The organism is Pseudomonas reactans (assembly GCF_013387025.1).
In the GTDB taxonomy this organism is placed as follows: domain Bacteria; phylum Pseudomonadota; class Gammaproteobacteria; order Pseudomonadales; family Pseudomonadaceae; genus Aquipseudomonas; species Aquipseudomonas reactans.
The window spans coordinates 471,348-492,931 of record NZ_JACAQP010000006.1; the positions used below are offsets into that span (position 1 = coordinate 471,348).

12 protein-coding genes and 1 pseudogene are annotated in these 21,584 nt (G+C 59.4%); 9 read left to right on the forward strand and 4 right to left on the reverse strand.

The window, feature by feature from the left end; translation table 11 throughout:
- Positions 1-53 precede the first annotated feature (53 nt).
- The gene (locus HX793_RS08545) at positions 54-584 is read right to left on the reverse strand and encodes a ferritin-like domain-containing protein (RefSeq protein ID WP_016976947.1); all 531 of its coding nucleotides are present in this window, start codon (positions 582-584) and stop codon (positions 54-56) included.
- A 98-nt stretch (positions 585-682) separates the two neighbouring features.
- Positions 683-1,582 (reverse strand): annotated as a pseudogene (locus HX793_RS08550) (LysR substrate-binding domain-containing protein).
- A gap of 135 nt (positions 1,583-1,717) precedes the next feature.
- Here HX793_RS08550 and HX793_RS08555 point away from each other — a divergent pair.
- Both HX793_RS08555 and HX793_RS08560 read left to right on the forward strand, forming a co-directional pair.
- Complete coding sequence (locus HX793_RS08555) at positions 1,718-2,359, forward strand: FMN-dependent NADH-azoreductase (protein ID WP_177094685.1); 642 nt, start codon at positions 1,718-1,720, stop codon at positions 2,357-2,359.
- An 80-nt stretch (positions 2,360-2,439) separates the two neighbouring features.
- Positions 2,440-3,330, forward strand: a complete 891-nt coding sequence (locus HX793_RS08560) for an esterase/lipase family protein (protein ID WP_177094687.1) — start codon at positions 2,440-2,442, stop codon at positions 3,328-3,330.
- Here the strand turns inward: HX793_RS08560 and HX793_RS08565 are convergent.
- Positions 3,327-4,196: a DMT family transporter gene (locus tag HX793_RS08565; protein WP_028615544.1), complete on the reverse strand. Its 870-nt coding sequence runs from the start codon at positions 4,194-4,196 to the stop codon at positions 3,327-3,329. The two genes, HX793_RS08560 and HX793_RS08565, sit on opposite strands and share 4 nt — an antisense overlap.
- 97 nt (positions 4,197-4,293) lie before the next feature.
- Here HX793_RS08565 and HX793_RS08570 point away from each other — a divergent pair, with 97 nt between their 5' ends.
- The 3 genes from HX793_RS08570 (at position 4,294) to HX793_RS08580 (ending at position 6,643) form a co-directional block, all read left to right on the forward strand.
- Entirely contained in the window at positions 4,294-5,082 is a 789-nt protein-coding gene (locus HX793_RS08570) for an AraC family transcriptional regulator (RefSeq protein ID WP_016976952.1), read from the forward strand.
- A gap of 71 nt (positions 5,083-5,153) precedes the next feature.
- Positions 5,154-5,453, forward strand: a complete 300-nt coding sequence (locus HX793_RS08575; RefSeq protein ID WP_177094689.1) for a PsiF family protein — start codon at positions 5,154-5,156, stop codon at positions 5,451-5,453.
- Positions 5,454-5,629: 176 nt separating this feature from the next.
- A complete protein-coding gene (locus HX793_RS08580; protein ID WP_016976954.1) occupies positions 5,630-6,643 on the forward strand; it encodes an AI-2E family transporter in 1,014 nt (337 codons plus the stop codon).
- Positions 6,644-6,769: 126 nt separating this feature from the next.
- Here HX793_RS08580 and HX793_RS08585 read toward each other — a convergent pair whose 3' ends face one another.
- Positions 6,770-8,038 carry an Hsp70 family protein gene (locus HX793_RS08585; protein WP_177051508.1) on the reverse strand — a complete coding sequence of 423 codons (1,269 nt, stop codon included), beginning with the start codon at positions 8,036-8,038 and terminating at the stop codon, positions 6,770-6,772.
- A 237-nt stretch (positions 8,039-8,275) separates the two neighbouring features.
- Between HX793_RS08585 and HX793_RS08590 the strand changes: the two genes are divergently transcribed.
- The 4 genes from HX793_RS08590 (at position 8,276) to HX793_RS08605 (ending at position 21,558) form a co-directional block, all read left to right on the forward strand.
- On the forward strand, positions 8,276-9,220 hold the full coding sequence (locus HX793_RS08590; protein WP_177051507.1) for a DnaJ C-terminal domain-containing protein: 945 nt from the start codon (positions 8,276-8,278) through the stop codon (positions 9,218-9,220).
- Between the two features lie 183 nt (positions 9,221-9,403).
- Complete coding sequence (locus HX793_RS08595) at positions 9,404-12,772, forward strand: dermonecrotic toxin domain-containing protein (protein WP_178905466.1); 3,369 nt, start codon at positions 9,404-9,406, stop codon at positions 12,770-12,772.
- Positions 12,773-12,890: 118 nt separating this feature from the next.
- Positions 12,891-14,474, forward strand: a complete 1,584-nt coding sequence (locus tag HX793_RS08600; RefSeq protein WP_178905467.1) for an NEL-type E3 ubiquitin ligase domain-containing protein — start codon at positions 12,891-12,893, stop codon at positions 14,472-14,474.
- 70 nt (positions 14,475-14,544) lie between these two features.
- Positions 14,545-21,558 (forward strand): NEL-type E3 ubiquitin ligase domain-containing protein, encoded by a 7,014-nt coding sequence (locus HX793_RS08605; RefSeq protein ID WP_177094693.1) that lies wholly within the window; start codon positions 14,545-14,547, stop codon positions 21,556-21,558.
- Positions 21,559-21,584: the final 26 nt, after the last annotated feature.

The window sequence follows — 21,584 nt, forward strand, 5'->3', positions numbered from 1 at the left end:
ACACGAACAAAAGGGGGAGCTGGCTAACCAGCTCCCCCTTTTGTATTTCGCAGTTACAGGCTTTCTAGAATATCCGCCATATCGTCCGCATGCTCTTCTTCCTGAGCCAGGATTTCTTCGAACAGGCGACGTGTGGTCGGGTCTTTATCGCCAATGTACTGGATGATTTCGCGGTAGCTGTCTACCGCAATTCGCTCGGCAACCAGGTCTTCGTAGACCATTTCCTTGAGGTCTTTGCCGGCCACGTATTGGGCATGGGAGTTCTTGGTCAGCAAGTCCGGGTTGAACTCCGGCTCACCACCTAACTGCACGATCCGCTCGGCGAGTTTGTCCGCGTGTTCGGCTTCCTGGGTGGCGTGTTCGAGGAACTCGTCGGCGGCGACGGATGCCTTGATACCGCTGGCCATGAAGTAGTGGCGCTTGTAGCGCAGCACGCAGACCAGCTCGGTGGCCAGCGATGCGTTGAGCAGGCGGATGATTTCTTCGCGGTCGGCGTCATAACCTTCAGTCACAGCACCGTTTTCGACGTTCTGGCGGGCGCGGCTGCGCAGGGTCGCAACGTCAGTCAAGTTTGCTTCGGTCATCTCAATCTCCTGGTACTAATCCGGTTTTGCGCCACGCTCTGCCGGCGTGATCGCTCCAAGTTGTGAGTCCTGCGCAACACAAAAAGTTTTATCGGATTTTACAAAGCCTGGCCGCAGAGCCTGACCTCCTCCTGCATCCACTGGAAAAATGCCCGCACTGGCGGATGGCGCTCGCGGCCCGGTACGCACAAGGCGCTGTAACCGGCGCCGTCCACGCTGATCTGCGGCCGGTAAGGCACCAGTAAACCTGACGCGAGACTTTCCGATACCAAAATGTTGCTGGCTAGGACCAGGCCCTGACCTGCGATGGCGGCTTGTAGGGCGTAGTGCTCTTCATCGTATTCGCGCAATGCCGGCGCATCCTGCAACCAGCGTTCCCCGGCCTTTTCGCACCAGGCTTGCCAACCGAGCGCGTAGAGCTTGGAGTTGTGCCAGCGCACGCTGATCAATGTGGGGGCTTGCATTTGCGCCAGCGCCACCTGCTCGGGGGAGCCGTATACCGCAAAACATTCATCGAACAGGCACAGCCCATAGAGGTTGGGTTAGTCGTCAAGGCTGTAGCGGATCACCAGATCGACGCTGGCATCCTGCTGCAGGTCGACCACGTCGCATTGGGTATCCAGGCGCAGGTTGATACCAGGGTGCGCGGCGTAAAAACGGCCCAGCCGTGGTACCAGCCATAAGGCGGCGAAGGCTGGCGTGGTGGATACGGTGAGGTGCCCGGCGCTGCGTTGTGGGCGCAGGGTGTCGAGGCTTTGCGCCACGTCCAGCAGGGCGCCGTGCAAACTGTGGAACAGTCGCTCACCACACTCCGTCAGGCGCACCTGGCGTGGCAGGCGTTCGAACAATGGCACCCCCAGCCAGGTTTCCAGGCTGCGGATCTGGTGGGAGACCGCTGTCGGCGTGACCGACAGTTCCTGGGCTGCTGCTTTGAAGCTGAGCAGGCGCGACGCCGATTCAAAGGTGCGCAGGGCGGTGAGTGGCAACGAGGCAAACATTCCAGCTCCATGGATGAAATAGATTCATCCAGATCAATTATTGCTCATTTGTCGGAAGTACCACGCAGCCCTAGATTTGCCGCAAGAAAGGCGGCCACCCAGGTCGTCTGAGTCTAACTCGCGAAGGTCCTACAGATGAAACAAATGCTTGTCATCCACGCTAGCCCCCGTGGCGAACGCTCCCACTCGCGGCGTCTGGCCGAATCATTCCTCGATGTGTGGCAGGCCGCCAACCCGGGGGCCCAGATCACGCGGCGCGAAGTGGGCCGAGCGTCCATTCCCCACGTCAGCGAAGCCTTCGTGGCCGCGAATTTCTACCCCGAGCCGCAATCCATGCCCAAGGTGATGAAGGCTGACCTGCAACTGAGCGATGAACTGGTCGGTGAGTTGATCGACCACGAAATCCTGGTGATTTCCATGCCCCTGTACAACTTCGGTGTGCCCAGCGGCCTCAAGGCCTGGATTGATCAGATCGTGCGCATGGGCCTGACCTTTGACATCACCCAGGACAGCCAGGGCATTGCGCAGTACCAGCCTTTGCTCCAGGGTAAGCGTGCGCTGATCATCACCAGCCGGGGCGGTAATGGCTTTGGTCCGGGGGGCGAGTTTGAATGGATGAACCATGCCGACCCACACTTGCGCACGGTACTGGGTTATATCGGTATCGACGACGTCCGGGTGATTGCTGCCGAGGGTGAAGAGTCGGACAAGAGTGTGTTCCAGCGTGCCTATGCAGAAGCCGAACGCCAGTTGCATGACTTGGCTGGGCATTTCTGAAAACACCCGGATGTCACGGGGCGGTCACGTTGATTGGTCTAGGATGGACCTATCACCTTATCGCCTTGGACGCCCGCTCCATGCCTCAATCCCTTGCCACGCGTTACCCTCTGGTGCTGGTCCCCGGCATGCTCGGGTTCGTACGCCTCGCAGGGTTCCCCTATTGGTACGGCATCGTCCCGGCGCTACAGGCAGGCGGGGCGCAGGTGTTTCCCGTGCAGGTGGCGCCGCTGGATTCCAGCGAAGTGCGCGGCGAGCAATTGCTGGTGCAGATCGAGCGCATTCGCCGTGAAACGGGGGCCGACAAGGTCAACCTGATCGGCCACAGCCAGGGCTCGCTCACCGCGCGGTATGCGGCGGCCCAGCGCCCAGAGTGGGTGGCGTCGGTGACGTCCGTGGCCGGGCCCAACCATGGCTCGGAGCTGGCGGACCATATTCACCTCAATTACCCGGTGGATGGCGTGAAGGGGCGGATCATGAGCGCCCTGTTTCACGGGGTCGCCTGGCTGATGGGCGTGCTGGAAACCGGCTATCGCGGGCCACGCTTCAAAGCGGATCTGCAGGCCTCCCATCATTCGCTGACCAGTGCGGGCGTGGCGCTGTTCAATCAGCACTATCCACAGGGGCTGCCGCAGACATGGGGCGGGCAGGGGGCCGGAGAGGTCAACGGCGTGCGTTATTACTCATGGTCCGGCACCTTGCAGCCGGGTATTACCGACCGGGGGCGCAACCTGTTCGACGGTACGCATCGCAGTTGCCGCCTGTTCGCCCGCAGCTTCGTGCGGGAAAAGGGCCAGTGCGACGGCATGGTCGGGCGCTACAGCTCACATTTGGGGCGGGTGATCGGCGATGACTACGCCCTGGACCACTTCGATATCGTCAACCAGTCCCTGGGCCTGGTCGGCAAGGGCGCCGAGCCGATTCGACTGTTTGTCGAGCATGCCCGACGCTTGAAGGAAGCCGGGATTTAACGCACCGGCGTGGTCCAACGCTCTGACAAAATCACCCCGCCCAAGGTCAGCAGGCCGCCCACCAGGTGGTATAGCGCCAACTCTTCTTTCAATACCACGGCGGCAATCAGCGCAGTGATCAACGGCAGCAGGTTGAAAAACAGCGTGGTGCGGCTCGGGCCCAAGGTCTTCACCGAATGCATCCACGCCAGCGGCGCAACCATCGAGGCCAACAGGCACGCATACAGCACCAGCGGAATGTTCGCCCAACCCAAGCCAGCCTTCGCCGAGAACAGGAAAAGCGGAAACAGCACCACCACCGCCACCAGCACCTGCAGATACAGCAACACCAACGGCGGCAGGCGCAACTGCCATTTTTTCAGCAGGGTGCTGTAGACCGCGTAGGCCAGGGTCGCGACCAGCATCATGCCGTCCCCCAGGTTGACCCCGTGTTGCAGCAGTGCGTCGAGGCTACCGGCGGAGACCACCACCACCACACCGGCGAATGACAGCACGGCACCGGTCATCGCGCCGTAGGTGAGGCGTTGGCCGAGGCTGATGATCGCCGCCGTCAGTGCCATCAACGGCATCAACGACAGGATGATGCCCATGTTGGTCGCCGTGGTGAGCGACGCTGCGTAGTACGCCAGGCTTTGGTACACCGCCATGCCCAGCACGCCGAGGATGAATACCTTGCCCAGGTTCGGACGGATCAGCGCCCAGTTGGCGATCACCGGCTTGATCATGAACGGCGTGAACAGCAGCGCCGCCAGTAACCAGCGGTAAAAGCCGATCTCTGCCGGGAACAGTGCGCCCACGGCCAGCTTGTTGACGACGGTGTTGCCGGCCCAGATGAAAATGGCCAGCAAGGGATAAGCGTATTGCATCGAAAGTAACCAAGTATGTTGATGAGGCAGGATTATCCATTGTCTGGATCGAAGCCTATACTGCGATCCAGACAAACCACCTCTGTATCCAGACAATATGGCCAAGCACAACGTACGTCTTGCGGATTTCCCTCGCCTGCCGAGTCCGGTGTACTTCCGTTATTCGGATTTCGCGCCCGACACTGAGTGCACGCCGCACCAGCATTTCTGGGGTTCGCTGGATTACTCGGCCAGCGGTGTGATGCGTATGGAAGTGGCCGGCAACCGCTTCATGTCGCCGCCGCAATACGCGGTGTGGGTGCCGCCGCACACCGAACACAGTTCCTACAATGCCGAGGCGATCGTCTATCACTCGGTAGGGTTGGCGCCGGAACTCTGTGAGCAGTTGCCCCTGCAGCCGTGCACCCTGGCGATCAGCGATATCCTCAAGGCCATCCTCAGTGATTTCGCCCAGCGTGACGTGAACATGCCGCAGACCGAGTCCGACATCCGCCTGGCCCAGGTGCTGGTGGACCAGCTCAAGCAGGCGCCGATCCACGAATGTTTTTTGCCCTACGCCCAACACCCCGGTTTGCTCGGCGTGCTGGAAGGCATGCAGGCCGACCCCGCCGACAACCGCCCCTTGGCGCACTGGGCCGAGCAAGTCCACGTGAGCGAACGCACCCTGGCGCGCCTGTTTGTGCGGGAGCTGGGGATGAGCTTCGGCGAATGGCGTCAACGCCTGCGCTACCTGGCGGCCATCGAAGCCCTCGACAGCCCGCGCAGCGTGCAACATGTGGCGTTTGACCTGGGTTACAGCACCGCCTCTGCTTTTATCGCCATGTTTCAACGGCAGGCGGGCTGTACACCGGAGCAGTATCGACGGACGCATATCCGTACCCGGTGAAGTTGTAACAGGCTTTGACTACACTGCTGGGTAGGCCGTACCGCCCGGTACGGTAACAGGGAGAAAACTCCATGAAGATGCTGCGAATTCCGCTGTTGATGATGGGCCTGCTGCTGTGTTCCCAAGGCTTTGCCGCCACCGCCCAGCAAAACAAAATGACCACCTGTAACGCCGAAGCCACCACCAAGACACTCAAGGGCGATGACCGCAAGGCCTTCATGAAGACTTGCCTGTCGGCCCCGGCCGCCAATGACGCCAAGACCCTGACGCCACAGCAGCAGAAGATGAAGGATTGCAATGCGGACGCCAAGACCAAAGCCTTGGCCGGTGACGCGCGCAAAACCTTTATGAGCTCCTGCCTGAAGAAATAATAGCCCCAGGCCATAGAAGGCTGCGACACTCGCACACAGCCCCCTGTAGGAGCTGGCTTGCCAGCGAAAAAACGTGAACGTTGGCGCGTTCGTTCAGACTAAACGCGGTGCACTTGCGTTTTTCGCCGGCAAGCCGGCTCCTACACATCCTTCAACGCCGTTCGTTTTGAGGCTGTATGCCAACGTTTTCTCAGCGTCACGTGATATTGCTGGCCAGCTACATCATCATTTTCGGCGGACTGCTGCTGGTACTGCCGCTCAAATTGCTGCCCAGCCTGCTGGCCGGTCTGTTGGTGTTCGAGCTGGTCAACATGCTCACTCCCCAACTGCAACGGCTGATCGAAGGCCGGCGTGCGCGCTGGTTGGCGGTGGCCCTGCTCGGCACCCTGATCGTCAGCGTGCTGACGTTGATCTTCGCCGGCGCCATCAGCTTCCTGCTCCACGAAGCGGAAAACCCCGGGGCTTCCCTCGACAAATTCATGGGCGTGGTCGACCGCGCGCGCGGCCAGTTGCCGCCGTTTCTCGATGCCTACCTGCCTGCCAGTGCCGCCGAGTTCCGCGTGGCCATCGGCGACTGGCTGAGCAAGCACCTGAGCGAGTTGCAGTTGGTCGGCAAAGACGCCGCCCACATGTTCGTCACCCTGCTGATCGGCATGGTGCTCGGCGCCATCATCGCTCTGCAACGCGTACCCGACCTGACCAAACGCAAACCCCTGGCCGCGGCGTTATTCGATCGCCTGCACCTGCTGGTCCAGGCCTTTCGCAATATCGTCTTCGCGCAAATCAAAATCGCCGCGCTCAACACCGCTTTCACCGCTGTGTTCCTCGCCGTGGTGTTGCCGCTGTGCGGGATTCACCTGCCGCTGACCAAAACCCTGATCGTGCTGACCTTCCTGCTCGGTCTGCTGCCGGTGATCGGCAACCTGATGTCCAACACGCTGATCACCATCGTCGCGTTGTCGCTGTCGATCTGGGTGGCGGTGGCGGCGTTGGGCTATTTGATCGTGATCCACAAGATCGAATACTTCCTCAATGCGCGGATCGTCGGCGGGCAGATCAGCGCCAAGTCGTGGGAATTGTTGTTGGCGATGTTGGTGTTTGAGGCGGCGTTTGGCTTGCCGGGAGTGGTGGCGGGGCCTATTTATTACGCGTATCTCAAGAGTGAGCTGAAGCTCGGCGGGATGGTTTAAGCCTTGTATTGCCTGGGCTGACGCCATCGCGGGCAAGCCCGCTCCCACATTTAGATTTGTGAACACAGTCAAATGTGGGAGCCGGGCTTGCCCGCGATAGGGGCGCCGCGGTCTTTCAGTTGAAACTCAGTAGCCGTACCGCTTGCTGGCCTCAATCGCCAACCCGCTACCGATACTGCCAAAGATATTCCCTTCCACATGCCGCGCATTCGGCAGCATTGCTGAAATGCTATGGCGCAGTGCCGGAATCCCGCTGGAACCGCCGGTAAAGAACACAGTGTCCACTTGCGCCACGCTCACCGAAGCGTCGTTGAGCAACTGCGTCACGCTGCCGCGCACACGCTCAAGCAACGTGTCGATGGACGACTCGAACAGCGCGCGGCTCAGGTCCACGCTCAAGCCGGCTTCGATTCGATCCAGCGCCACATGGCGACTGTCTTCGTGGGTCAGCTGGATCTTGGTTTCTTCCACTTCCATGGCCAACCAGTGTCCGGCGCGCTGCTCAATCAACTTGAACAAGCGGTCGATACCGCCGGTGTCTTCGATGTCGTAACGCATGCTGCCCAACGCCAACTGGGACTTTTGCGAGTACACCGAGTTGATGGTATGCCAGGTGGCCAGGTTCATGTGGTGGCTGGTGGGCATGTAGGCGCCGCTCTTCATGCGGCTGCCGTAGCCGAACAGCGGCATCATGCCGTTGAGCGAGAGCTGTTTGTCGAAGTCGGTCCCGCCGATGTGCACGCCGCCGGTGGCGAGGATGTCGCTCTGGCGGTTGTCGTTGTGACGGCGGTCCGGCGACAGGCGGACCAGGGAGAAGTCAGACGTACCACCGCCGATATCGACGATCAGTACCAGCTCTTCCTTCTGGATGGTGGACTCGTAGTCGAACGCGGCCGCGATCGGCTCGTACTGGAACGAAATGTCCTTGAAGCCGATCTTGCGCGCCACGTCCACCAGGGTGTTCTCGGCTTCCTGGTCGGCCATCGGGTCGTCATCGACGAAAAACACCGGGCGGCCCAGCACCACTTCTTCGAACTCACGGCCAGCGTTGGCTTCGGCGCGGCTCTTGAGCTGGCCGATAAACAGCGCGAGCAGGTCGGTGAAGGGCATCGCCGTGCCGAGTACGCTGGTGTCGTGCTTGATCAGCTTGGAGCCCAGCAGGCTCTTGAGCGAGCGCATCAGCCGGCCTTCGTAGTTTTCCAGGTACTCGTGCAGCGCCAGGCGACCGTACACCGGGCGGCGTTCCTCGAAGTTGAAGAACACCACCGACGGCAGGGTGATTTTATCGTCCTCCAGCGCAATAAGCGTCTCCTCGCCGGGGCGGATCCAGCCGACGGTGGAGTTGGACGTGCCAAAGTCGATGCCGCAGGCACGGGCTGGGGATGAGTTTTCCATGACAATCAGGTTCCGGTTGAAAAACGGCCGCGCAGTGTATGCCAGTCGAGGGCGGATGCGTAGGCCGACCATCTGTTAAATCTTGCTTGAAACCTGGCGATTCGCCCCCACATCTGCTGCATACGGCAAGCGCCGATAACACTTTGACGCACCCCAGGCCACAAGACTCAACAGGTGCAAACCACCGCACGTTGTGCCCCGGGCTGTGCGATCTCGATTAAGGATGGTGAACCGCCGATGGATTTCAAAGACTACTACAAGATATTGGGCGTAGAGCCGACGGCTGACGACAAGGAAATCAAGGCGGCCTACCGCAAGCTCGCGCGCAAATATCACCCTGACGTGAGCAAGGAAAAAGACGCCGAAGCCAAGTTCAAGGACGCGTCCGAAGCTTACGAGGCGCTCAAGAGTGCCGACAAACGCGCCGAATACGACGAGCTGCGCAAATACGGCCAGCATGGCCAACCGTTCCAGGGGCCACCGGGCTGGCAGAGCCGTGGCGGCTTTGGCGGTGGCGGTGGTGGCGAGGACTTCTCGGACTTCTTCAGTTCGATCTTCGGCTCCCGTGGCGACGGTTTCGGCGGCGGCCAGCGCCGTCCGACCGGGCGCAAGGGCCAGGACGTTGAGATGCAACTGACCGTGTCCCTTGAAGAGACGCTGTCCACCGAGTCCAAGCAAATCAGCTTCCAGGTGCCGCAATACGACGCCTCGGGCAGGCACGTCAGCAACACTACCAAGAGCCTCAACGTGAAGATCCCCGCCGGCGTGGCCGACGGTGAGCGCATCCGCCTCAAGGCGCAGGGCGCGCCGGGGATTGGCGGCGGGGCCAATGGTGACCTGTACCTGATCATCAAATTTGCACCACACTCCAAGTTCGAGGTGGAAGGTCAGGACCTGGTAATCACCGTGCCGCTGGCACCGTGGGAGTTGGCGTTGGGTACGGAAGTAGCTGTGCCGACGCTGACCGGCAAGATCAACCTCAAGGTGCCCGCCGGCAGCCAGAACGGCCAGCGTATGCGTGCCAAGGGCCATGGTTTGCTGAACAAGAGCGGGGAGCGGGGTTATCTGTTCATCCAGCTCAAGGCCGTGATGCCCAAAACGTCCGATGACGATACTAAGGCGTTGTGGGCGAAACTGGCAGAAACCTGCGACTTCAATGCGCGGGAAGGTTGGAGCAACTGACTGCATAGTTAGGCCCAGACCGCAGTGGGCCATGAATAAGCTCCTCATTTCCCAATGAGGTACTGCTTCATGGCTCACTCCCAAACCCCGCTTCCTCCTGGAGATCAGGGGCGGCACTTCACGATAATCACCAGTTTCATACCCAACGTATTGATCAGGGCATCCGAGCAAAACCGGGGCGCCTTGCGCCAGCTCAAGCCTGAAATTCCCGCCTGGTACAGCAGCGCCACCCAAACGCAAAAAGACACGCTCAAGACCTTTGTCGACGCCAGCTGGAACTCGTTGAATCAGTGGGAAGCGCAGATGGCCAAGATCCAGACGGTCGTCGAGTTTGCCCAGCCGCTGCTGGAGGCGGCCCTCAAGCATGCCGGCCATGAACTGGATGTCGAGCAAACCTGTTTGCGGCTCTACGTCCCGGTGGAAGATGCCTTAGGTCGGCGCACAGGCGGGTTCAAGTCCAAGACGTTTTCCCTGCTGCAAGCGGCCTTGAATAACTTTGAAGAGCCTGAGGCTGCGCCGGGTTTCTTCAACAGCGCCTCGGGTTTTATCACCCGGCCCGACGATACATTGGGGCATTTCGAGCGCGTCACTACCGAGCTCTCTATCGACGCATTTGCCACGCTTTGTCGTGAACTCGACCTAGGCGGAAAATACCAAACCTACCTCAATACCCATGTACGGCCTGACAGCGCGGTCGACCGGTCGCTGTTACGTTTGCGCTACACCACCTGGAAAAAAGACGCCCTCAAAGCGGCAGCGCATATGGCTCTGCTCAAAGGTGATATCGAGGCCGACGATTTTGCCTTGCTGCTGAGAGTAGCCAGCGGTGAAAAAGAGATCAAAGTCGGCGAAAAGCGCCTTATCTACAGCACGCCCTGCCTGATGAACTTGCCGCTACAGGGCTGCGTGCTTATGCAGCTGGTTGGCGAGCATCGCTATGGCACGTGGTTTATCGCGTGGTTTCCCGACGACCCGAAGCAGCCCATCAAACGTTACGAGTCGTTTGCCGAGTTGCAGCAACAGATAACTGATCGCTTGAGCGTCGCCCCAAAAGAGAGTGATCGCTCCAAAGGGAATACGCCTACGCAGTACCAGACGTTCTTGAGCCGGTTCGTGGCAGAAAAAGATCGACCCTATTACTTTCGCCGATTGACCGAGTTGGTTATGGACGCCCCACCGCAGAACTGGGCGGCGGGGTGGATGCGTTCTGAACAAGGCCAGTTCTGGTCAAACTTGCTGGCGCCAACGCCGGTGACCTCGGTGTTGGGCGACCCTGAGCACAGCCTTCGAATCCCCGCCGATGGGTTGAACCTGGATATCCGTAGCATTCCGTTCCATGACCGTTGGATATTCATTGACCTGTGGCACGAGCTTTATGAGGGCCATTGCGCGAGATTGCTCGACGACGGCCATTCGCAGGCGATTCCGACGGCACAAGCCGACGCCAGCAACCGTGCCCGGCGCTTGTCGCACTATCTGGGCCTGGGCATGTTGGTGTTGAACGCGGTCTCGATGCTGGTTCCGCCCTTGGGTTACGCGATGCTTGCGGTGACGGCCGCGCAATTGTTGTACGAGGTGTTCGAGGGCGCCCATGAGTTGAGCACGGGTGACCGTGAAGCCGGTTGGAAGCATTTGGGCGATGTGATCGAAAACCTGGTGATGCTCGGGGTTGGGGGGGCGGTGTTTCATTTCACGGTGTCACCGTTTGTCGAGGGCTTGAAGACCGTCACGTTGCCTGGCGGCAAGACCCGGCTCTGGAAACCTGACCTCAAGCCCTATGTGCGCAACATCAATATCGCGCCCGATTCGGTGCCCTCGGCAGAGGGGCTGCATAGCCACGGCAGCGACAAGATCCTGGTGCTGGAAGGCAAGCCGCTGGAACTGAAAAAAGACCCGTCTCCCGGTAAGTACCGTATTCAACATCCTCGTCGCACCGACGCATACCAGCCCCAGATTCGCCATAACGGCACCGGTGGCTGGCTCAATGAGGTGGAGCAACCGCTCAGTTGGGAGCAGCCACGCCTCATGCGGCGCCTCGGGCCGGCCATGGAGCGTTTCGACGAAATCGAGCTGGCGCAGGTTCGTGTGGTCAGTGACATGCCGGATGACGTATTACGCCGCCTGCATGCCGAAAGCGAACCGGCCCCGGCCTTACTCCTGGACACGGCCAGGCAGTTCCGCGCCTACGCTGACGCAGTGAAAGTGAGCGAATTGATCCGCAACGGCGGCCTGCCTAGCCCGCTGTGTCAGTATGCGGCGCCATTGGCGACCGAGCTACCCGGCTGGCCGTCGTCATGGGCGATTGAAGTGGTGGAGGGTGAGGGGGAGTCCGCGCAGACCGTTCGCTTCGACGCTGGAAGGCCGTCAGCGCCCCATGTGCTCAACATCCGCGTGGGCGAATTGAGGGCCGGTAAATTGCCTGAACGGATAGTGGGTACGCTCAGCAAAGAAGAGGTTTCGCAAATACTGCGCAATGCCCATCAGTACGTTCCAGAAGACACGGTGCAACGTGAGATGTTGCTTAAGACGGTGCTCGCCGATTTTTCTGTCGTGCAACGCGCACGCGTGTTTGACAGTTTGTATGCCGACCAGACGCCATCCGCCGACCCGGCCTTGCAAATCTTGCAACGTGATTTCAAGGGATTGCCGAGTACGATGGGTCGTGAGTTGCTTGATGCTGCACGCCCCAATGAGCTGGCGTCCCTCAAGAACACCGGGAAAATACCCTTCAGGCTTGCCCAACAGGCGCGCAAGATGCAGCGCCAAATGCGCCTGGTGCGTGCCTATGAAGGGCTTTACCTGGACGCACTGGCCAACCCGGATACCGAGGCCCTGGCACTCAACACCCTGGAAGCCCTGCCGGGCTGGCAGGACGATTTGCGCCTGGAGGTGCGCGAACTCACTTATGACGGGCGGGTACGGGCCAGTTTCGGCCCAATCGATGCGACCAACCGTAAGGTGATTGTGTGGACCTCTCAAGGCCGCTATCAGGCATTCGACGAAGATGCCAATTCACTTCACGTCGTCAATAGCCTCTATGGTTCGATCCAGCACGCGCTGACCGACTCCCATCGACTGTCCCTGGGCCTGCCCCATGTCGGTCAGGGGCAGGCGTTGAAGACATTGATCCAGCAACATGCCTTGCCTCGGTCACAACTGAGCAAGGTGCTGCATATGGTGCCTGATAGTCGGCCGTTTTTCGTGCCGCCCAGTGCCTTGCCAGGCAATCGCGTCGGGTACCCGTTAAGTGGCCGAGGCGCTGGCCAGAGTGACTGGGACCGAATCACGCTGGAGCGTCTGCGCAGCCTGTACCCGGACTTTACCGATGAAAAATTGACGGCGCTGCGAGCTGCCAACGACCCTCATAACGATACGTGGCTCAAGGCGCTTGAGCGTGAGTACAAAACACTGGATGCCACCCTGCAAACCTGGATGGCCACAAGGATTGAAGGTGTGGGGGAGTTCGGTAGTCAGGACTATCTCGAACAGCTGCGGATCAGGCGCGACATTACTAAAGCATCTCAAGGATGCCTGGCGCCAAATCGGCCCTAGGCATTTTGACGCCACCGGCCGTTACCTGGGACAACTGATTCACCTGGCGGACGTAGAGATTCAACAGCAATTGCTGAGCCTTCCTGTATTGAGTTCCAACTTCTCCCACGTGACCCGCTTGGATTTGTCGCGCACAGGTTTCAACGATGCAAACGTGCCATTTCTGTCGAGCTTCTCCCACTTGATCGCCTTGAATCTCGAGTCTTGCGAGTTGACACAACTGTCCCCCGTCATCACGCAAATGGCGCGTCTGTGGGAACTGGGGCTGGCGGAGAACCAGATCGTTCTGGATGCCGAGGCGGTCGCACGCTTGAGGTCGCTGAGGCATTTGAGGCGGATCGAACTGGATGGCAACCCGCTGGGCCTGGCGCCTGATATCAGTCAAATGCGTAGTTTACGAATGCTGTGGCTGGCCGACACCGGGCTGACGGGTTGGCCGGAGGGACTCTTCGCGTCGCAACGTCCGCGCGCATTCATGCTGGACCTGGACGCGAACAGACTCAGCCGAATACCTGATGTTGCCCCAGGCTCTGATCGCGCAGCCATTGTTGCCCGCACCGTAGTTGATCGCGAGTTGCTGACGCCTGAGGTGTTAAGCGCAATCGACAGCTATGCCGAGTCGACCGGTATTGACCCTTCCCGGCGTTTTCCGCCCAAGGGTGCAGGGGACAGTTCTTTTTGGAAGGCGGGGATGACGCAAGAGGAGTGGCAAGCCAAGCAGCCCGTCTGGGAAGCCTTGGAGGATGCGCATGGCTCAGAGCCGTTTTTTAACGAAATCAGAAAACTATTGAAATCGTCCGATGCCACTTCTGCTGAATACAAGGCCGAGCTGACCGCCAAAGTGTGGCGCATGCTGGAGGCTGCTGACGCCGAGCCCACGCTACGGGACAAGTTGTTTCTGATGGCCAGGGCACCGACCACCTGCGTGGACGCTGGGGCGCAGCTATTCAATGCCATGGGGGTTGAGGTGATGGAGTGGGAAGCCCATGCAGCGGGGCGCCCCGAGTTGGTCAAGCTCGAACTGCTGGACTTGGCCAAGGGCAAGTCACGACTGGACGAACTGGGCAGCATTGCCCGTGCTCGGGTGGCCGAACTCAAGACGCAGGGGCGACAGTTTCCCGAATACGATGAGCAAGGGCATTTGATCACCCGCTACGATGACCAAGGCGATCCAGTGCGCACGCTGGATGAAGTGGAGATCCACTTGGCCTATGTCACCGGGCTTGCCCGAAGGCTGGATTTGCCTTGGCAATCCAGAAGCATGACATTTGACGAGCCTGATGTGACCCCCAGGATGCTTGATGACGCTTTCACGCGGGTCATCAGTCTGGAGGACGGCGACCTGCTCAGGGAGTCACTGCTCAAGCAAGACTTTTGGCGAATCTACCTTGAAGCGGCCAACCCCAGAGCGTTCGAGGTGGTGCTCAACAAGGGTAACGCGCTGGAAGATTTACTGGAGGCCCAGAAGGCATGGGCCGCCGATGGGCGCTTATCGGGTACGGAAAAAGCCGCCTTGCGCAAGACCATCGATATGGCAGGCCGTACGTTGGGCAAGCCCACTCAGGACATCCGTCCCGGCCAGGTGATGACGGATGAACAATACTCCGCCGACTACGCCACGCTGGCCGAAGAAACTCAAAATATCCTGCGCAGGCTTTGCGACGAGGCGATGGGTCGAAAAAGCACTGAAACCAACCCATAACTATGCAGGCCATCAACACCGTATCGCTCGATAGGCTGGGGTCTTTACCTCACCTCAAGGACGATCCGTCATGTCACAACCCAACTCAACTGCCACGCTCGTCGGCGTGTTCAACGCCGACGCTCGCGGTGTTCATTACGACTTCCTGAAAGACCGTGTGCCCGCCTGGTTCAACCAGGCGAGCAGACAACGCCAGGAAGAGCTCGCCAACCACGAAATGCACCAACTGCCCAGTTGGTACCGGGCAGCCTCAACGGAAGCGAAAGGCTTACTGGGCGACAGCCACACCCGCTATCGCGAGACGTTGAACGCCATTGAGAATCGCCTGGGCAGCCTCACCGATATTGCTGAATTTGCCGAAAAACTGCTCAAAGAAGCGATCAAAAAAGAATTCAACCTGGACATCGATGTTCGTAACACCTACTTCGCCCGAAAGTACCGTGCATTACGCGGCCGCACCGACATGTTCGGGGCTTTTGTGCTGGAGCAGCAGGACAATTCGACGCTCAACGACCGGTATCAGGGCATTTCCCTGCTGGAAGCCGCACTGGCCAACTTTGAGCCTGACGATGAGCAGCCGCTGACCTGTGCCGATTGCCGCGTCATCACCACCTTCAGTGCGTACGACGGCGAAATCATTCCAACGGTCTACGCGGTCACTTCCCAGGCCGTGGCCATCCCTGCGCATGCCTTCGCCAAGCTGTGCCGCACCCTGGACCTGGGCGCGCTCTATCAGGCACACCTCAAAGAAGTGCTGTATCCCGCAACGCTGGACGAGCGCAACGCATTGGACCAACAGCTGCAAGAGCATCACCGCCAGCAACTGGCACTCAGTGTTGAGGTCGCCCATCTACAGCTCGCCACGGACCCGCGCAGTGGCCGTGTTGTGGCGGGTATCAGCGCCAGTGCCTACGAGATGCTCAAGCAAGTGCTGGCCGATACGCCGAACGTGAGTCTGGACGGTCGGCGCGTCACGTTCGCGGTATTGAAAGCCTTTGGGATTGAGCTGGTCGGACCCTTGCTGATAGGTCCGGATCGTTATGACAGTCCCCGGGCCGAACGTCTGCTGGTGTACATCCCAAATGACCCACAGCAACCGCTCAGGGAATATGCCTCAAGCGCTGATTTCATGGCTGATCTCAGGACGCGCTTGCATAGCGTTTCTTACCGGCGTTTTTTCAGCCGGTTTATTCCGAAGCGTGACCAGGGCGTTTTTTTTAAACAGTTCAACCGGTTATATCAGCCTGCGGGTAACGATGATGCAACGGTCGATTATCCGCTGCAGCCCAATCCTGGGCGCTTGCGTCTAGATGACAGATACCTGTGGGGCAATACGTGGGAGCGCATGGCCAATGCGTATATCACTAAAATTTATGCCGATGCGCGAGCGGTCGCCGTGCCGACAGGGGACGAGGATGCCAAGGCTCGAACCGAGCGGTTGGAGAGCTACCTCAATGCGGTGCTCAGTGTTCTAAACGTGGCCGCTTTTGTCGTGCCGGGGCTGGGGTCGATCATGCTGGCCGTGGGCGCGGCGCAGATGTGTTACGAGGTTTACGAAGGGATCGCAGCGGCTGAGCAGGGCGATACGAAAGAGGCGTGGGCACACTTTTCCTCGGTGGCACTCAATGTGGCGTTTTTTGCCGCCGGTGCCAAAGTGTTGCCCAACGTCAAATACGTGAACACGCTGGATAATCTCAAGCCGGTCACGATGCCGTCAGGCAAGCAGATGTTATGGAAGGCCGACCTTGACCCGTACGCTTCCACGGTCGAACTGGCACCGCAGTCCAAAGCCGACAATCTGGGGCTGCATGCGGTCAACGACCAGACGGTGTTGCCGCTGGAGGGCAAGCATTACCAGGTCAAACAGGACACGGAAACCGGCCAGTACCGCATCCAGCATCCGACTCGGCCCGACGCCTATGCGCCAAAACTGGAGCATAACCATCAGGGTGTCTGGAGCCATGAACTTGAAGAACCGTTGACCTGGGACGATCCCACGCTTCTCAAGCGACTGGGGTTGGCCGAGCACTCGGATCAAGTCCGTATCAGTGGGGTAGAGCCTGATACCTTGCGGGAAACCTTCGTTAATCATGAAACGCTCCCGCTGGTGCTTGAGGAAACCCTTCATCGTTTCGAGATCCATCAAGAGCTCACGACGTTCGTCGAGCAGATGAACAGTACCGATCCGCTGGTTTACGCAAAAGCGGACCCGGCGTTGCAGCTCGACCTCATGCGGCGCCGCGGCCTGCTGCCCGACACGCCATTGCTTCGGGTCATCGACAATAACGCCAAGATCCTTTGGGAAAGCGTCGGCCCGGCATCGACCCCAAGAAAAGTAGTGGCGCTGAGCCAGGGCAATATGGACCGGGGCGAACTGCTCAACGAGGTCCTGTACACCCTGCAAGGGGATGACCCTGCGCTCACGGAATTTCCCGGCAGCCCTCAAGACTCCTTGCATTCGCGGGCCCAGCAACTGCGCCAGTTCATCGCCAGCACGGCGGCGTCCCTCAAAGGCACGTTGGTGGAAGCGCGTTTCAAGGCGTCGACCCACAGCGATGATCCCGATGTGCAACGGGTCCTGGACGCTTATCCAAAACTATCGCCAGCGGTGGCTGCGCGCGTGCTTGAAACCCTGGGGACGGACGATTTGCAGGTGTTTCGCCGCACCGGCCGCCTGCCTGAAACCCAGGCCGCGCAAGCGCGATGGTTTGAGCAGGAAACCCGCGTATCCCGCGCCTATGAAGGGCTGCATCTGGACACCCTGACGGACATCGACAGCCAGCGCCTGGCCTTGCGCACCCTTGAAACCCTGCCGGGGTGGCGGCGTGGGGCGCGGTTTGAGTTACGTCAGTATTCGGCGCAAGGGCCGACACTGGATGCCATTGGCTCCCCGGATATCACGCCGGCCAGGACGCTGGTTATCCAGGAGAACGGTGAATTTTCAACCCAAGGCCCAGGAGACTTTTACACAGCGGTCTGGGAGGCAATGTCGCCCCAGGAGCGGCAGGCCATGAACCTGAGCGATACGTCGCAGCTCAAGCAAGCCATCAGGCAATCGCCGTTGCCACGGCCTCAATTACGCGCGGTTCTGCTGGAACATCCGGTCCTTAAACCACCCTATGATCCTACGATGCGCTTGTTGGGCGGTGGGCCCGGTTGTAGCCGATTGCGTAGTGTGAGTGGTCGTACGATGCATTCTCCCGAGGCGCGGGTGCGCAAATTGTATCCAGCCCTCAGTGAGACTCAAACGATCGAGTTCATTCGGTCATCGGGCGTGAACATCTCTGGTGTACTCACTCGATTGGAGGCTGAGTACGACGCTTTGGACACAACGTTGAAAGCGTGGACGACAGAGCATGCGCCGCAGTCGACGCTGACCGAGTTTGATCGTGCGGGTGGTGCGGCGGCTGTCAAAGCCAATGAAATCAGGCGCTGCTGGCGGCGGGAGACGGGGAATAAATTAAGCCTGTCAGGCTCCGATTCGGAGCTTCCATTACCGGCCTTGAGCGGGGATTTTAGCCATGTCGAGACGCTTGAGTTGCGATTCTTCAAGTGGTCGGAGAGCGGCGACACCTTCCTCAAACAATTTACTCAGGTTAAACGTTTGGAGATCTCCAGTTGCAAGCTTACCGAGGTGCCGACGACGGTCGCTGAGATGCCAGGCTTGACCTCTTTAAAGCTGCCACGAAATCAAATCCGGCTGACCCCGACAAACGCGATAAGAATAAGCGCTCTCAGTGGCCTTGAGATGCTTGATTTGGCCCTCAACCCGCTGGGGACGCCCCCGGATGTCAGTGCAATGACTCGGCTCAAAGAGCTGAATCTTTACGCGACGCAACTGGACCAGTGGCCAGCCGGCTTGCAGAACCTTGCCGCTGCGGAGTCGATCAACCTTGAGTTCAACCGGTTACGCGAAGCGCCCCAGGCTCACTTGAACCCGCCGCCCGAACGGGTAGAGGCGATGGCTAGGGTCAATCGCGTCACAATGCTGCAGGGGAATCCTTTTCCCGAGGATTACTGGCAGACCTTTGATGCCTACTGGAAACGCCTGGGTGAGACCCGACCCGATTTGGTCGACGGTGCGAGAATTGGGGCGTTTGACTCTGGCAATCCCAGGTTCGAGGCTGCGCGGCAGATCTATCAGGTCCTTATCGATCAACGGCTCAGGGAGATCATCTGGCGCCTGGGCGAAGGGGCGGATGTGGAGTTGGCCCGGCTCAAGCAGGAATACGATTCGCTCACCACTCAGCTTCAGGCCTGGGAGTTCTCGGGACGTGGTGCGAATCAGCGGTATTTGCGGCCGCATATGTTGGATTTTGGTGCGACGATTCAGGATGCCCGTTTCGAGGCTGGGCAGCGCATTCTGAAGTGCTGGCGACGCCAGACGCCTCAATTGCACGCCACCGACGGTACACCGATTGGCCTTGAACTCGACCTCAGTGGTCTGAACCTGCCGAGTCTGCCGGACCTGGACACCGACTTCAGCCATGTCGGCTCGCTCAAATTGAGCCGCATGAACCTGGCCACATCCCCCGAGGGGTTTCTCGCAAGGTTCCGAGGTGTGCGTTGGTTGGATTTGTCAGGCAACCAGTTGCGTGAACTACCACCTGCCGTGGGTGAAATGCGAGGTTTGACGCGTTTGTTTCTGCAGAACAATCGGATTCGCTTGAACCCGGAAACGGCCAGGCTATTGTCGGAGCGTGGGACGCTCAGGGCTTTACTCATCAATGATAACGACCTGCGTATCTCCCCCGACTTCAGCCAGATAACCGATATGCGCACGCTCAACATGGCGCACGCAGGTCTGACTGACTGGCCGACCGGTTTGGCCGAGCAACCGCTGCTGGACCGCATAGACCTCATCGGCAACCAGATGACCACGATCCCGGCGTCAGTCATCTCGCCACCACAGGAACTACTGGCCCAGAGTGCACGGGTCAATAACGTAACCGACGCGAGCGGCAATCCCTGGTCAGAGGCCACATTGCAGCAGGTCCGAGAGTATGGCGAGCGCCTTGAACAGGCCGGGCTGGCCTCGCCCAATCGGCCGAATCGGCTGGTCGCCTCCGTGCCTTTGAACGCAAGCCGCGTCGCCGCTCGTGCGGTGACTCACGACGCACCGTTCCAGCGCTGGTCCGCAGGCTTGTCCACCGAGCAGGCGGCTACCAGAAAAGCCCAGTGGGATGATCTGCGTGGGCAGGCGGGCGCAGATGGTTTCTTCAATGTGCTGCGAGACCTGCAAGCGGCGGGCGCAGGTCATGAAGACCTTCAGCGCCGCGTCTGGGAGGTCATCGACAGCATCACCGAAAACTCCGCCGAATCCGAAAGCCTGCGCGAGCAAATGTTCGAATGGGCAGGAAGGCCGGCCTGTTGTGATCGTGCTGCGCTGTCTTTCAGTAACCTGGAAATCATGACGATGGTTTACAAAGCCAGGCTCCAGGCCATGGATTCAACCCAGGGCGTAGCCCTGTCGAGCTTGTCCAGAGGCATGTTCCGCCTGGACGAAGTCGAGAAGGTCGCTTTGAACGATATCGATCAACGCAGAACGGCGATTAACAACAACCCGAACCTGACGGCTGCACAAAAAGCACAGCGGTTGCATCTGCTCGAGGAGGTTGAAATACGGTTGGCTTACCGATATGGCCTCAAAGACCGGCTCCAACTGCCTGGGCAGCCTTCGCAGGTCAGATTTACCGCATTGGGCGATGTGACCCAGGCCATGCTGGACGCCGCCTACGACAAGGTCGTCGCGCTGGATAACTCGCCCGAAGAGTTTCAAGCACTCCTGTCCCGCGAGTTCTGGCAGGACTATGTGACCCAGAAATACCGGCCGCGATTCGAGGCACAAGGCAGGCCATACCAAGAGGCGCTGGCCGCTTTGCACGACAGCTTTTCCGACGGCAGCCTCACGACCACCGCGTACGACGCGCAGGCCAAGGACTTGCAGGCTCGCCTTGTGATTGAAGATGCCGCGTTGATCGATGCGCTGACTCGCCAGGAGATCGCTGAGCGCCTGCTGCCTCGGGAGCCCCTTCAAACCCTGACGGATCCCGCTGAGCGACCTGCATTTGTGTTGGCACTTTCAGAGGCACAAGCCATTGAGTTCAACGGCAAGCAGTACTTTGTAACGAGCATGCCAGATGCCGGTGATGGGCAGCATTACCTGCTACGGGTGCAGAGCCCGAGTAATCCGTTCGAACTGGTCAGCAGTGGGGTTGTGGCCAAGCCGGATGTAAAGGGCGTTTGGAGGCGCAGAGGCCAGGTTGGGGGAATGCGCGCGGGTTCGTCTGACGATGAATTTGAGTCCGCCTCGGAGTCCATGCAGGTGTCGCCCTACACCTCGGCAGAACTCAGCTTCATGAGGCAGGAGGCGCACTTTGCAACCCTGACAAATGAGCTGGGTACGTATAACCGCGCCAACAACGGTAAATACCCACTGCGTGATCTACAGGGCAGATCCATTCGCATCAAGGGCCTGGAGACACAGGCAAAAATGGAATCGGGCCGTACCTACTCTTCGGCACCACTCAAACCGTACATCAAGTTTGAAGGGTATGAGCACGTTGGGGCACTGTATGAAGAGAAGCTGCAGTGGCGAACGTTCACCGCCGAAGACGTGAAAGTTCCTGGTGAAAAAGCGTTGATTGGTCAGTCGATGGTGGTTGCCAACCGCCGTATCGCTAAAGGGGAAACCGTCGGTCTTTATGGCGGTGTCATTATTCCCCCTGGCGTGTCTGTCGCTTCGGAGAGTACGTTTGGCATGGTCGTCGGCCACCAGATGAAACCGGATTCGCTGACCCTCCAACCCGAATCCATTTTTATCGTGGGCGACAACATCACGTCCAGAATCAATACCAATTTCGAGTATGACGCCAGTGGCAAGCCGATAAGGCAAGCGCCGGGTGGTTACAACGTCGAGGGTGTGCCTTTTCACATTGAAGCCGAACATTCGACCAGTCGCCCAGGTGTCAGAACACCCTATATGCTGAATGCCGTGTTTGCGACTGAAGACATCCCGGCCGGTGTTGAGCTGCGCATGGACTATGGGTATAGCGAACGAATGATTAGTATCAAGTTTCCCTGATCCCGCGTGCTGACGTTCAACCCTGA

Coding starts and splice junctions, on each gene's coding strand:
- HX793_RS08545 (WP_016976947.1), bottom strand. CDS start 584: ATGACCGAAGCAAACTTGACTGACGTTGCGACCCTGCGCAGCCGCGCC.
- HX793_RS08555 (WP_177094685.1), top strand. CDS start 1,718: ATGAAACAAATGCTTGTCATCCACGCTAGCCCCCGTGGCGAACGCTCC.
- HX793_RS08560 (WP_177094687.1), top strand. CDS start 2,440: ATGCCTCAATCCCTTGCCACGCGTTACCCTCTGGTGCTGGTCCCCGGC.
- HX793_RS08565 (WP_028615544.1), bottom strand. CDS start 4,196: ATGCAATACGCTTATCCCTTGCTGGCCATTTTCATCTGGGCCGGCAAC.
- HX793_RS08570 (WP_016976952.1), top strand. CDS start 4,294: ATGGCCAAGCACAACGTACGTCTTGCGGATTTCCCTCGCCTGCCGAGT.
- HX793_RS08575 (WP_177094689.1), top strand. CDS start 5,154: ATGAAGATGCTGCGAATTCCGCTGTTGATGATGGGCCTGCTGCTGTGT.
- HX793_RS08580 (WP_016976954.1), top strand. CDS start 5,630: ATGCCAACGTTTTCTCAGCGTCACGTGATATTGCTGGCCAGCTACATC.
- HX793_RS08585 (WP_177051508.1), bottom strand. CDS start 8,038: ATGGAAAACTCATCCCCAGCCCGTGCCTGCGGCATCGACTTTGGCACG.
- HX793_RS08590 (WP_177051507.1), top strand. CDS start 8,276: ATGGATTTCAAAGACTACTACAAGATATTGGGCGTAGAGCCGACGGCT.
- HX793_RS08605 (WP_177094693.1), top strand. CDS start 14,545: ATGTCACAACCCAACTCAACTGCCACGCTCGTCGGCGTGTTCAACGCC.